Source organism: Mycetocola zhujimingii, assembly GCF_003065425.1.
In the GTDB taxonomy this organism is placed as follows: domain Bacteria; phylum Actinomycetota; class Actinomycetes; order Actinomycetales; family Microbacteriaceae; genus Mycetocola_A; species Mycetocola_A zhujimingii.
Genome location: NZ_CP026949.1, coordinates 1,837,742 through 1,851,182, shown reverse-complemented (window position 1 = coordinate 1,851,182; position 13,441 = coordinate 1,837,742). Strand labels below are relative to the sequence as shown.

The following is a 13,441-nucleotide window of genomic DNA, read 5'->3' as shown; positions in this document are numbered from 1 at the left end:
AGGGCGCGTAGACTGTTCCGGTGAAGGTTTTAGCAGCTATGTCAGGCGGGGTGGACTCCGCGGTCGCCGCAGCGCGTGCGGTCGAAGCGGGCCACGAGGTCGTCGGCGTGCACCTGGCGCTGAGCCGGATGCCCGGAACGCTGCGCACGGGGAGCCGAGGGTGCTGCACCATCGAGGACTCGATGGACGCACAGCGGGCCGCGAACATCATCGGAATCCCGTACTACGTGTGGGATTTCTCCGAGCGGTTCAAGCTCGATGTCGTCGACGATTTCATCGCGGAGTACACCGCAGGCCGTACCCCGAACCCGTGCATGCGATGCAACGAGAAGATCAAGTTCGCCGCCCTGCTCGAGAAAGCTCTCGACCTGGGCTTCGACGCGGTCTGCACGGGGCACTACGCCACGATCGTGGCGGATGCCGACGGCAACCCTGAACTTCACCGCGCGAGCGCGTGGGCGAAGGACCAGAGCTACGTGCTTGGTGTGCTCACCGCCGAGCAGATCGCGCACTCGATGTTCCCCCTCGGCGCTACGCCGTCCAAGGCGGAGGTTCGTGCCGAAGCTGCCGCGCGGGGATTCAGCGTCGCGAACAAGCCGGACAGCCACGACATCTGCTTCATCCCCGACGGAGACACCCGCGGCTGGCTCGCCGATCGCGTCGGTGCCGAGAAGGGCGCGATCCTGGATCGGAACGGAGCAGTCGTCGGCTCGCACGAGGGTGCCCAGGCGTTCACCGTCGGCCAGCGTCGCGGACTCAACCTCGGCGTGCCGGACCCGGGTGGTCGTCCCCGCTTCGTGCTCGAGGTTCGGCCGAAGACCAACGAGGTTGTCGTCGGACCCAAGGAAGCACTGGCCATCGGTGAGATCGCGGGCTCGCGGTTCACCTGGGCCGGACGCGCTCCCGAACACCCCGACCTGGCATTCGAGTGCGACGTGCAGATCCGCGCCCACGCCGACCCGGTACCGGCCGTCGCGGTTGTGCAGCCGCACGCAGAGACCGGCGAGCCCGAGCTGATGATCCGCCCGCACACCCCGCTCGACGGTGTGGCGCCAGGACAAACTGCCGTCGTCTATGTCGGTACCCGCGTGCTCGGGCAGTGCACCATCGACCGCACGGTCAGCGCGGTTCCCGCCGACGCCTGAACTCTCGCGCACCGATGTGCGGGCTGAGCGGCGACGGAGCGCGCAACCCCTCCGCCGGTGTCTGTGGCTGTCCCTAGACTGGTTGGGTGACAGAAAGCATCGAGACGCAGGGCACACGCGACGACCTGGAGACGGCGGCGGCAGAAGCCGCTGACCTCACCACACGGATCCTCGAACTCCGCGACGCCTACTACGAGCGAGACACCTCGCTCGTCTCCGACGCCGAGTACGACGCCATGATGCACAGGCTCGAGCAGCTCGAGCACTTCTTCCCCGAGCTGCAAACGCAGGACAGCCCCACCCAGACCGTTGGCGGCCGCGCGCAGGCATCGCTCTTCGATCCGGTCACGCACGTGGAACGGATGCTGAGCCTCGACAACGTCTTCTCCGCCGATGAACTCCGCGCGTGGAGCGAGCGGGTGGAGCGAGCGTCAGGCCGCAAGGTCCACTACCTCACCGAGCTCAAGATCGACGGCCTCGCCGTGAACCTGCGCTACGAGCGGGGTCGGCTCGTGAGCGCCGCGACCCGCGGTGACGGCGTCGTCGGCGAAGACGTCACCGAGAACGTCGCCGCAATCTCGTCCATCCCCGAGCGCCTCAGCGGAACCGGGCATCCAGACCTGGTCGAGGTCCGCGGCGAGATCTTCTTTCCCGTCGAATCGTTCCGCGAACTCAACGAACTGCAGCTCGCCGCCGGTGAGAAGGTCTTCGCCAACCCCCGCAATGCGGCGAGCGGCAGCCTCAGGCAGAAGGCAGAGGGCAAGAACGCCGCCCAGCTCACGCTGATGAAGAACCGGCTGAGCCGGCTGCAGATGCTCGTTCACGGCGTCGGGGCCTGGCCGAACCCGCCCGTCTCCGCGCAGAGCGAGGTCTACGACCTCCTGGCGGGGTGGGGGCTGCCCACATCGACTCATTACCGGGTCTTCGACAACATCGACGGAGCCGTCGGCTTCATCGACTACTTCGGTGAGCACCGGTCGAGCGTCGAGCACGAGATCGACGGCATCGTCGTCAAGGTCGATGAGCTCGCGCTGCACGACGAACTCGGTGCGACGAGCAGGGCCCCGAGGTGGGCGACGGCGTACAAGTACCCGCCGGAACAGGTCAACACCAAGCTTCTCAACATCGTGGTGAGCGTCGGCAGAACAGGGCGGGCTACCCCGTTTGCGCAGGTCGAGCCTGTGCGCGTCGCCGGCTCGACAGTCAGCCAGGCGACGCTGCACAACCAGGACGTCGTCAAGGCGAAGGGTGTGCTCATCGGCGACACCGTCGTGCTGCGCAAGGCCGGTGACGTGATCCCCGAGATCCTGGGGCCCGTCGTCGAACTGCGCGACGGCACCGAGCGCGAGTTCGTGATGCCAGAGCGCTGCCCGTCGTGCGACACCCCGCTTCGGCCGGCGAAAGAGGGTGACAAAGACCTCCGCTGCCCCAATTCCCGTTCGTGCCCGGCGCAGGTGCGGGGCCGGGTGGAACACGTCGGTTCCCGTGGCGCCCTCGACGTCGAAGGGCTCGGAGAGGTTGCGGCTGCCGCGCTGACGCAGCCGCTCGAACCGACACGACCACCGCTCGCCGACGAAAACGGTGACGTGTCCGAAGCCGGACTGTTCGCGATGACCATCGCCGACCTGTTCCCGGTCGAGGTGACCGTGATCGACATCGAGACGGGCCTGCCGAAGCTGACCGATGACGGTGCTGTAAAGCGAGTCACTCCGTTCCGCCGCCGCAGGGCGAAGAAAGATGGCCTGTTCGACCCCGACTCGGAGGTGTTCAATGGCGACGAGTTCTCCGTGCCGTCCAAGGGTGCGCTCGAGCTGCTCGACAACCTCGCAGCGTCCAGGACCAAACCGCTGTGGCGCATCCTCGTCGCCCTGAATATCCGACACGTCGGCCCTGTCGCTGCTCGGGCTCTCGCGAACTACTTCGGGTCGCTCGACGCCATCCGCGCGGCCACCCGTGACGAACTCGCCGAGACAGAGGGTGTGGGCGGCATCATCGCCGACGCGGTCATCGACTGGTTCGAGGTCGACTGGCACAAGCAGATCGTCGAGGAGTGGCGAAAGGCGGGCGTCCAGTTCGCGACGCCCGGCCACCCCGGCCCCGGCGCCGCTGGCAACGAAGACGGTGTCCTCGCCGGGATCACGGTCGTGGCGACCGGGTCGCTCGAGGGATTCACCCGCGAGGGTGCCCAGGAAGCGATCATCGCCGCCGGCGGCAAGGCGGCATCCAGTGTGTCGAAGAAGACGGATTTCGTCGCTGCAGGGCCCGGTGCAGGGTCAAAGCTCGGCAAGGCCGAGGAACTCGGACTCCGGATCATCGACGCCGAGCAGTTCGCGCTGCTGGTGACGAAAGGACCCGCGGCGCTCGACGAATGAACGGTCCCGGCGCCCGGGCGCTGACTACACCGTCGGGAAGGACCCCGTCTTGCCTGATTCCTTCTCGAGCAGGTGCTCCCTGACCTGTTTGCGCAGGACCTTGCCGATGAGCGAGGTGGGCAGTTCGTCGATGAACATGATGCGCCGCGGGACCTTGTACGGCGTGAGGTTGTCCCTGGCGAACTGGCGGATCGACTCGCGGTCGGGCTTTACGCCGTCCTTGAGCACGATGGCGGCGACGACGTCCTCGCCCGAGTGCGCGCTCGGCATACCGACAACAGCCACGTCGGCGATCGATGGGTGCAGGCGCAGGGTGTTCTCCACCTCGGTCGGCGCGACGTTGAAGCCGCCGGTGATGATGAGTTCCTTGATCCTGTCGACAACGGTGACGAAACCGTCGGTGTCCATCGAGACGATGTCTCCCGTGCGGAACCAGTTGCCGACGAAGACGGCACTCGTCTCCTCTGGCTTGCGGTAGTAACCGGAGAACACCTGTGGTCCGCGAACGATGAGCTCGCCGGGCATCCCCGGCTCGACGTCGACGGTCGGGTTCTCGGGGTCGACGATCCTGATTTCGGTGCTCGGCAGGGGGAGACCGACGGTTCCGGCCTTGCGCCCGTCCGACACGGGGTTGGCCATCAGGACGGGGGAGCATTCGCTGAGCCCATAACCCTCGATGAGGAACCCGCCCGTGGCGGCCTCGAACGGGACGACGAGGTCGTGGGGGAGCGCCATCGCACCCGTAATGCCGATCTCGAGGCCCTGAAGGGAGGTGTTCGTCTCCTTCGCCCGCGCGAGCAGGCGGTCGGCGATCGGCGGGACCGCTGGCAGGAAGGTCGGCGGATGCTTCTTCGCCGCCTTGAGGACGAGGTCGGGATCGAACTTCGGGAACAGCACGAGCCGAGCGCCCATGCTCATCGCGAAGGTCAGGCACAGCGTCAGCCCGTACGCGTGGAACATCGGGAGCACGGCGTAGACGGTGCAGCCGGCGTGGGTGATCGTCGGTGTCCAGGCGCGTGACTGCGCGGCGTTCGCGAGGAGGTTTGCGTGGCTGAGCACCGCGCCCTTCGGGAGGCCCGTCGTTCCCGAGGTGTACTGGATGATCGCGACGTCGCCGGACTCCGGGCGCGGGTGGTCAGAATCGATCGGACGGGAGGACAGCAGGCTTGACCAGCTGATGGTGCCGCTCGTCTTCGCGGTGAGAGCGTCTCGTGACGCACGGGCCTTCGCGATCGGCAGGGTCAGCGCAACGCGCATTCCGAATGGCATGCTCCGGGTGATGTCGACGTCGATAAGAGACTCGACGGCGATGTCGGCGGGGAAGTCCTGAACCGTTGCGACGACCTTGTTCCACACGATGGCGACCTTCGCACCGTGATCCTCGAACTGGTGCCTCAGCTCCCGTGGAGTGTAGAGCGGATTGTGCTCGACGACGATCGCGCCGAGGCGGAGGATCGCGTAGAACGCCACGATGTGTTCCGGGCAGTTCGGCAGCACGATGGCGACGGGGTCGCCCTTCTTCACGCCGAGACCGCGGAGCGCCTCTGCGACACGCTCGATGGTCTGCAGGAGTTCGCGGTAGGTCGTCGTTGCGCCGAAGAACTCGAGGGCGACGAGCGACGGGTGCTTTTCGGCGGAGAGGCGGACCAGGTCGCCGAGGCTTCCATCCTGAACCGGGATGTCGACGGGGACGTCCGGTGCGTAGTTGGCAAGCCAGGGACGTTCGGTGGTATCGGTCACTCGGCATATTCTAATCGCGCGCACTCGCGGGCGACGAGCCGCAGCGCACGCTCCCAATACAATGGAGGGACACCCCAGCACTTATTTGACGGAGACCCATGTCTGAAATTTCTGAGGAGCAGGTGGCGCATCTGGCGAACCTCGCCCGAATTGCCCTCACTCCCGAAGAGATCTCGAGTCTCACGACCGAGCTCGACCAGATCGTCGACAGCATCGCAAAGGTGCAGAAAGTCGCCACTGACGACGTTCCCGCGACGAGCCACCCTGTCCCGCTCTCCAACGTCTTCCGCGACGACGTTGTCGGTGACACGCTCACCATCGAACAGGCCCTCCAGAACGCGCCGGAGCAGGCAGACAACCGGTTCAAGGTCTCAGCGATCCTCGGGGAGGAGCAGTAATGAACGACATCATCCGGATGACAGCTGCCGACCTGTCTGAGAACCTGCAGAGCGGCGAGATCAGCGCTGTTGACGCCACCCAGGCGCACCTCGATCGCATCGAGGCCGTCGACACCGACGTGCACGCGTTCCTCGCTGTGAGCGACACCGCGCTGGCCACAGCCAGGCGCATCGACGAACGCCGCGCGGCCGGCGAGAAGCTCGGCCCTCTCGCTGGTGTTCCGCTCGCCGTCAAGGACGTGCTCGTCACCACCGACATGCCGTCGACCTCGGGCAGCAAGATCCTCGAGGGCTACATGTCGCCGTTCGACGCGACGGTCGTCCGGCTCTCGCGCGAGGCTGGCCTGATCCCCATCGGCAAGACCAACATGGACGAGTTCGCCATGGGCTCGTCGACCGAGCACTCCGCATACGGGCCCACCCGCAACCCCTGGGACCTCGACCGCATTCCGGGCGGATCCGGCGGTGGCTCTGCTGCCGCTGTCGCCGCCTTCGAGGCTCCGCTCGCGCTCGGCAGCGACACCGGTGGTTCCATCCGTCAGCCCGCGCATGTCACGGGCACCGTCGGCGTCAAGCCGACGTACGGAGCAGTCAGCCGGTACGGCGCCATTGCCCTCGCATCATCGCTCGACCAGGTCGGCCCCGTTACCCGCACCGTGCTCGACGCCGGCCTCCTGCACGACGTCATCGCGAAGCACGACCCCAAGGACTCGACGTCCCTCGCGGACGCCTGGCCGTCGATGGCGGATGCCGCCAGGTCGGGCGCTCGCGGCGAGGGCCTCGCCGGCCTCAAGGTCGGTGTCGTCAAGGAACTCTCCGGCGACGGCTTCCAGGCCGGAGTCCAGAGCCGCTTCGAGGAAACCGTTGCACTGCTCACGAAGCAGGGCGCCGAGGTCGTCGAGGTGAGTGCACCGCACTTCGAGTACGCCGTTGCCGCGTATTACCTCATCCTCCCTGCTGAGGCGTCGAGCAACCTCGCCAAGTTCGACTCCGTCCGGTTCGGCATGCGCGTTCAGCCGGAGGGCGGCGGAACCGTCGAGCAGGTCATGGCGGCCACCCGCGAGGCCGGATTCGGCCCAGAGGTCAAGCGCCGCATCATCCTCGGCACCTACGCACTGAGCGCCGGGTACTACGACGCCTACTACGGCAGCGCGCAGAAGGTCCGAACCCTCATCCAGCGCGACTTCAACGCCGCGTTCGAGCAGGTGGATGTTCTCGTCACCCCGAGTGCGCCGACAACGGCGTTCAAGTTCGGCGAGAAGCTTGCGGACCCGATGGCGATGTACCTCAACGACATCACCACCATCCCGGCAAACCTGGCCGGTATCCCCGGCATCAGCGTTCCGATCGGCCTCGCGCCGGAAGACGGCCTGCCGGTCGGCATCCAGGTCATGGCGCCGCAGCGTGAAGACGCCCGTCTCTACCGCGTTGGTGCGGCAATCGAAGCTTTGCTCGAGCAGCAGTGGGGTCACACTCTGATCTCACAGGCTCCGGCACTGGGAGGAAAATAATGGCGAAAGACGCCCTGATGGACTACGAGAAGGCGCTTGAGCTGTTCGAGCCGGTGCTCGGCTTCGAGGTCCACGTCGAACTCAACACCAAGACGAAGATGTTCTCGTCAGCGCCGAACGAGTTCGGCTCGCTACCGAACACGAACGTCTCGCCGGTGTGCCTGGGCCTTCCCGGCTCGCTTCCCGTCGTCAACGGACAGGCGGTCCGCTACGCGATCAGCCTCGGCCTCGCGCTCGGCTGCTCGATCGCGCCGTCGTCGCGGTTCGCGCGGAAGAACTACTTCTACCCCGACCTGGCCAAGAACTACCAGATCTCGCAGTACGACGAGCCGATCGCCTTCGACGGATCTGTCGACGTCGAACTGCCGAACGGCCGCCTCGTCACCGTGTCGATCGAACGCGCGCACATGGAAGAAGACGCCGGCAAGCTGACCCACGTCGGCGGGTCGACCGGCCGCATCCAGGGCGCCGAATACTCGCTCGTCGACTACAACCGTGCCGGTGTCCCGCTCGTCGAGATCGTCACAGACATCATCTACGGTGCCGAAGCGGATGCCCCCGAGCTGGCCAAGGCGTACGTCGCGACGATCCGCGACATCGTCACGAGCCTGGGGATCTCCGACGCAAAGATGGAGCGCGGGAACCTGCGTTGCGACGCCAACATCTCGCTGCGTCCTCGCACACCCGAGGGCGAGCCGCCCGCTCCGCTCGGAACGCGCACCGAGACGAAGAACGTCAACTCGCTGCGCTCAGTTGAGCGCGCCATCCGTTACGAGATCCAGCGCCAGGCCCAGGTGCTCGCCGACGGCGGGACCATCATTCAGGAGACCCGTCACTGGCACGAGGACACCGGCCGTACGAGCGCCGGCCGCCCGAAGAGCGACGCTGACGACTACAGGTACTTCCCTGAGCCCGACCTCCTCCCGGTCGAGCCGAGCCTCGAGCTCATCGAGGAACTGCGCGCCGCGTTGCCGGAACCCCCGGCCGCACGTCGTCGTCGGCTCAAGGCCGAGTGGGGTTTCACCGACCTCGAGTTCCAGGACGTCGTCAACGGCGGACTTCTCGTCGAGATCACGGCCACCGTTGCTGCCGGCGCGAAGCCCGCGGCCGCGCGCAAGTGGTGGACCGGAGAAATCAGCCGGATCGCCAACGCGCAGGGGACTGAAGCATCCGCCCTCGTTTCGCCGGAGAACGTCGCCGCACTGGCCGCTCTTGTCGAAGACGGCACTCTCACTGACAAGCTCGCACGTCAGGTCCTCGAGGGCGTTATCGCCGGCGAGGGATCGCCGCAGGAAGTTGTCGACGCCCGTGGACTCGCTGTCGTCTCCGACGACGGTGCCCTGATCGCGGCCATCGACGACGCCCTTGCATCGCAGCCGGATGTGCTCGCGAAGATCCGCGATGGCAAGGTTCAGGCGGCAGGCGCCGTCATCGGTGCCGTGATGAAGGCGATGAAGGGCCAGGCCGACGCTGCGAGGGTGCGCGAACTCGTTCTCGAACGTGCACAGGGCTAAGGGCGTTCGTTACCTGTAAACCTGAAAAGTCTTCAGGTACGATCGGCCCATGCTGGTCGAGGGTTCGATTCGCTGGCAGATTACAGAGGATTGCCCGAGGGATCTGCTCCTCGCGCTTGCCCTGAGAGACCTCGCCGGTCTCTCGGACGAGTGCGAGGCGCAGGTGCCTCGTGTCATCCCTCCGCCAGCCGGGGTACCCCTGCGCGATATCGACAGGGTCGCACTTGCCGCGCAGTGGCGCGGGTGGTGGGCCGGCATCGTGCGCAGGGAGACCCGGCCGTTCATCAGCCAGGTTCGCCCGCCGCACTTCGAGGTGTTCGATCGTGCGCTCGAACTGCAGGACCTCGTGTATGCCTGCTACGACACCGTCACGGACTGGGTCGAGTCGCGTCACGCTGAATACCTGATGGCGGTGAAGGCGAGGGAGCATCCGCTGGGGGACGCGTACCAGCTCGTGCAGAGGCGGCAATTCGAGCTCCGCAGGCAGACCACGTCCTTTCGGCTCGACCTCGAGGTGATTCCCGTCGCTGAGCCGGGGGCCTGGGTTGTTGCTCCCGACACAGTGATCATTTCCGAGTCGCTTCGTGACGACCCCGAGGCGTTCCGGGAGTGGCTGAAGCCGGTCGTGATCGCCCTGGTCTGACCCGGCGTGGCGCCGTCGCAAAGCTGGGAGAATAGAACCCATGAGCAGGCAGGACGGCAGCGCACGACAGGTCACGCGAGGTGACGTCGACGATACCGGTGCCAGCATCCTGCACATCGACATGGACGCATTCTTTGCGTCGGTGGAGCTGCTCGACCACCCCGAACTCCGCGGCAAGCCGGTGATCATCGGGAACCCGGAGGGCCGGAGTGTTGTCACCAGCGCCACCTATGAAGCACGGCGATTCGGTGTGACCGCTGCCATGCCGGTCTCGAAGGCGATCCGGTTGTGCCCGCAGGCAACGATCCTTCCACCGCACCATCAGCGGTACACCGAGTACTCCCGTCAGGTCATGGCGATCTTCCGGGACGCGACTCCGCTCGTCGAGCCGCTGAGTATCGACGAGGCGTTTCTCGACGTCTCGGGGGCGAGACGGTTGATCGGGTCGCCCGCCGTCGTCGGTCAGCACATTCGTGAGCGGGTGCACCGCGAGACCGGGCTGACCTGCTCGGTCGGTGCCGCTGCGACCAAGTTTGTGGCGAAGGTCGCGTCAGGACGCGCCAAGCCGGACGGACTCCTCGTGATTCCGCCGGCCGAGACGCTCGCGTTTCTGCATCCGCTCCCGATCCGTGCGCTGTGGGGAGTCGGAGCAAAAACGGAGGAGTCCCTGCATCGGCTCGGCCTCTCGACCGTCGGCGACGTCGCCGACACACCACTCGCGACCCTGACCAGGGCCGTCGGGGAGGCCACCGGCGTCAAGCTGCACGAGCTCTCTCACGGACGTGACGCCCGCCGCATCGTCACAGCGACGTCGGAGAAGAGCATCGGGCACGAGGTCACGTTTGACGTCGATGTCACTGACCCGGCACGCGTACGGCTCGAGTTGCTCCGGCTGGCCGACCAGGTGGCCGTGCGGCTCAGGAAAAGCGGCGCTTCCGCCAGAACCGTCGCGATCAAGGTGCGGTTCGAGGACTTCACGACGGTGACCAGGTCGCGCACGTTCTCCGAGCCCACGAACGTCGGCCGGCGTCTCTTCGAGGGCGCGAATGAGCTGCTCACCGTCCTCGGCATCGACGGCAGGGCGATCCGCCTGATCGGGGTTCGCGCGGAACAGCTCACCGACGAACAGGATGCCGTCGCCGCGCTGTGGGATCCGGACGAGGAGTGGCGAGAGGCGGAGACAACCATCGATTCGCTTCGCGCGAGGTTTGGTGGCCAGGCCGTCCGGCGCGCGTCCCTCCTGGGCAGGAAGGGAAACGACACAGCGGGCGGGACGCGGGCACCCGCGCCCTGACCCCGGTGCCGTGACGCTGACACCGTGATGCAGGGCACCGTGACGCCGGCACGTGACGCCCGCGCACACAGAAAGCAACCCTTGGCGCGTCTCTCCTGCGGCCGGTAGCGTGTTGGCATGACAAATCTCGCGTTGGAAATGGCAGACAGGTTCAAGTCGATCGGAGTGACCTCCGTCTACGGTGACCCGGTTGAGGTCGACGGAGCGAAGCTCGTTCCCGTCGCGCTCGCCTGGTACGGCTTTGGAGTCGGTGAGGGCGAGGGTGAGGGCGACACAGCGTCGTCGACCGTGTCGGGCAAGGGAACAGGCTCCGGTGGCGGAGGCGGCGGATTCGCGCTTCCGATCGGTGCCTACCTCAAGACGAGCACCGGCCTGCGCTTCGAGCCGAACGTCGTCTCGCTCATGGCCGTCGGCATCCCCTTCGTGTGGGCCGTCGGCAAAGCGCTTGCGTTTGTCATCAAAGCACTGAAGAAGTAGCGTTCGGGCTATACTCGCCTGAGTAACACGGGAGTCCGGTGAACCGGGCTGAGAGGAAGATTCCATAATCTTCGACCGTCGAACCTGATCTGGGTCATGCCAGCGCAGGGAGGCATTCATCTCGCTACCCGTGCCCTGTTTCCTACACGGAGGGCGCGAAAGTGCAATTTTCAGAATCACCATCACAGGTACAACACTCGACGGATGCCGCCGGCACGCCAGCGCGAGGACGACGTCCGTCCCGCTGGCGGGTCGTCGACATCGTCACGGCCAGCGTCATCGGCGTTGCCGCCGGCGTCATCTTCTGGGCGTGGGGACTCGCCTGGGGCCCGATCAGCACGGCGCTTGCGCTCACTCCGGGACTCGGGGGACTTCTCGCCGGAGGCTGGCTGTTCGCCGGGGTGCTCGGCGGGCTCATCATCCGTAAACCCGGTGCGGCGATCTACACGGAACTCGTTGCCGCTGCGGTCTCCGCACTCATCGGTACCGTCTGGGGTTTCGACACCCTCATCTGGGGTCTGATCCAGGGCGCTGGCGCCGAACTCATCTTCGCCCTGTTCTTCTACCGCCGGTTTGGCATCGGGGTGGCATTGCTCGCCGGTGCGGGAGCTGGCGTCGCGGTTGGGCTCCTCGACACGACCTTCACGAGCTACGCGGCGCTCGATGCCGGTGCGAAGCTGACCTACTTCGTGAGTGCCGTGGCATCCGGTGTCGTCCTCGCCGGCCTGCTGTCGTGGTTCGCTGTGCGTGGCCTCGCCGGGACCGGTGCCTTGTCACGGTTCGCCTCGGGGAACTCGGCTCGCGCGATTCCCGCTCGAGCGACCCCGCGGGGTAACTGAGTGTCGGGAGCGCAGGGCGCCGTTCCCGGTGCGGCTATTCGCGCAACCGGGTGGGGCTGGCGGCACTCCGGGCGGGCCGCGCCGGCGGTCTCCGAGCTGACCCTCGAGATCGCTCCCGGTGAGCGCGTCCTGCTCCTCGGTGCGTCGGGCGCTGGCAAATCCACGCTGCTCGCCGCCCTCGCGGGCGTGCTCGGGGGTGATGAGGAGGGCGACGAGACAGGGCAGTTGCTCATCGACGGCGCGAGGCCTGCCGATGCTCGGGGCAGGGCTGGCCTGGTTCTCCAGGACCCTGACTCGCAGGTCGTGCTGGCGCGCGTCGGCGACGATGTCGCGTTTGCCTGCGAGAACCTCGGGGTCCCACGGGACGAGATCTGGCGACGCGTGCACTGGGCGCTCGACGCGGTTGGGCTTCGCCTTCCCCTCGACCACCCGTCGTCGCGGTTGTCAGGCGGGCAGAAGCAGCGGCTGGCTCTCGCCGGCGTCCTTGCCATGCGTCCTGGCCTCGTGCTGCTCGACGAGCCGACCGCCAACCTCGATCCTGAGGGAGTGACCGAGGTGAGGGATGTTGTCGCGCGGGTGATCGCCGACACCGGCGCGACCCTGATCGTGGTCGAGCACAGGGTCGCTGTCTGGCAGGATCTCGTTGACCGGGTCATCGTGCTCGACCCGGCGGGCGGAGTGCTCGCGGACGGGACGCCGGCCGATGTGCTCGACACCCACGGTCAGAGCCTTGCCGAGGCCGGGGTCTGGGTGCCCTCGTATCCACCCGTTCTGCCCGTGCGACCGGCGCGCTCCGGCAGGGGTGACGAACTCCTCGCCGCCAGAGACCTCTCGGTGGGACGAACGCCGTTCGCCTCGCGAACGCGGATGACGGCGGCATCCGCCCTTGACCTCTCGCTGTTCGAATCCGAGAGCATCGCCATCACCGGGCCGAACGGTGCGGGGAAGTCAACCCTTGCCCTCACTCTTGCGGGACTGCTCGCTCGCCTCGGCGGCGGGCTCGACGCGCGCTCTCCACTCGCCAGGGGACTCGGGCCGGACCCAGCGCGGTGGAAGTCGAGGGAGCTGCTGACGCGGATGGGCACCGTCTTCCAGGATCCTGAGCACCAGTTCCTCGCCACGACGGTGCGGCGCGAGCTGGCCGTCGGGCCGACGGCACTGAGGCTCGGTGACCGGGAAGTGGGCGAGCGGGTCGATGAGCTGCTCTCGAGGCTGCGGCTCGACACCCTGGCCGATGCGAATCCGTTCACCCTGTCCGGCGGCGAGAAACGGCGCCTGAGCGTCGCGACGATTCTCGCGACGAGACCACAGATCCTGTTCCTCGACGAACCCACCTTTGGCCAGGATGCTGTCACCTGGCGGGAACTCGTGGTGCTGCTCGGCGAACTCGTCGACTCGGGAAGCTCCATCGTGACGGTTACGCACGACGAGGATCTCGTGCGGGCACTGTCCGACCGGCAGTTCGCCATGGATCCCAGCCACGCGGTGCTGTCGTGACCGGGCTGGTT

At 66.8% G+C, this 13,441-nt stretch carries 11 protein-coding genes and 1 riboswitch; of the genes, 10 read left to right on the top strand and 1 reads right to left on the bottom strand.

Annotated elements, in window-relative coordinates:
- Window positions 1-20: 20 nt before the first annotated feature.
- Together mnmA and ligA are read left to right on the top strand one after the other, a co-directional pair.
- Window positions 21-1,145 carry a tRNA 2-thiouridine(34) synthase MnmA gene (gene mnmA / locus C3E77_RS08810; RefSeq protein ID WP_198410406.1) on the top strand — a complete coding sequence of 375 codons (1,125 nt, stop codon included), beginning with the start codon at window positions 21-23 and terminating at the stop codon, window positions 1,143-1,145.
- A gap of 86 nt (window positions 1,146-1,231) precedes the next feature.
- A complete protein-coding gene (gene ligA, locus C3E77_RS08805) occupies window positions 1,232-3,517 on the top strand; it encodes an NAD-dependent DNA ligase LigA (protein ID WP_108391296.1) in 2,286 nt (761 codons plus the stop codon).
- Window positions 3,518-3,541: 24 nt separating this feature from the next.
- Here ligA and C3E77_RS08800 read toward each other — a convergent pair whose 3' ends face one another.
- A complete protein-coding gene (locus C3E77_RS08800) occupies window positions 3,542-5,257 on the bottom strand; it encodes a long-chain-fatty-acid--CoA ligase (protein ID WP_108391295.1) in 1,716 nt (571 codons plus the stop codon).
- A 98-nt stretch (window positions 5,258-5,355) separates the two neighbouring features.
- On the opposite strand from C3E77_RS08800, the gene gatC reads away from it, so the two are divergent.
- From gatC to C3E77_RS08760, 8 genes are all read left to right on the top strand, one after another.
- Window positions 5,356-5,655 (top strand): Asp-tRNA(Asn)/Glu-tRNA(Gln) amidotransferase subunit GatC, encoded by a 300-nt coding sequence (gene gatC / locus C3E77_RS08795; protein ID WP_108391294.1) that lies wholly within the window; start codon window positions 5,356-5,358, stop codon window positions 5,653-5,655.
- Entirely contained in the window at window positions 5,655-7,166 is a 1,512-nt protein-coding gene (gene gatA / locus C3E77_RS08790; protein ID WP_108391293.1) for an Asp-tRNA(Asn)/Glu-tRNA(Gln) amidotransferase subunit GatA, read from the top strand. Before gatC ends, gatA begins: the two co-directional genes overlap by 1 nt.
- Window positions 7,166-8,680 (top strand): Asp-tRNA(Asn)/Glu-tRNA(Gln) amidotransferase subunit GatB, encoded by a 1,515-nt coding sequence (gatB, locus tag C3E77_RS08785; protein ID WP_108391292.1) that lies wholly within the window; start codon window positions 7,166-7,168, stop codon window positions 8,678-8,680. The genes gatA and gatB overlap by 1 nt, the downstream gene beginning before the upstream one ends.
- Before the next feature lie 49 nt (window positions 8,681-8,729).
- Entirely contained in the window at window positions 8,730-9,323 is a 594-nt protein-coding gene (locus tag C3E77_RS08780) for a hypothetical protein (RefSeq protein WP_108391291.1), read from the top strand.
- A 40-nt stretch (window positions 9,324-9,363) separates the two neighbouring features.
- The gene (locus C3E77_RS08775; RefSeq protein WP_108391290.1) at window positions 9,364-10,617 is read left to right on the top strand and encodes a DNA polymerase IV; all 1,254 of its coding nucleotides are present in this window, start codon (window positions 9,364-9,366) and stop codon (window positions 10,615-10,617) included.
- Window positions 10,618-10,734: 117 nt separating this feature from the next.
- Window positions 10,735-11,094, top strand: coding sequence for a hypothetical protein (locus tag C3E77_RS08770; protein WP_108391289.1), 360 nt, complete (start codon window positions 10,735-10,737; stop codon window positions 11,092-11,094).
- Between the two features lie 17 nt (window positions 11,095-11,111).
- Window positions 11,112-11,222: riboswitch (TPP riboswitch) on the top strand.
- A 33-nt stretch (window positions 11,223-11,255) separates the two neighbouring features.
- Entirely contained in the window at window positions 11,256-11,933 is a 678-nt protein-coding gene (locus C3E77_RS08765; RefSeq protein ID WP_108391288.1) for an ECF transporter S component, read from the top strand.
- Complete coding sequence (locus C3E77_RS08760; RefSeq protein WP_108391287.1) at window positions 11,934-13,430, top strand: ABC transporter ATP-binding protein; 1,497 nt, start codon at window positions 11,934-11,936, stop codon at window positions 13,428-13,430.
- Window positions 13,431-13,441: the final 11 nt, after the last annotated feature.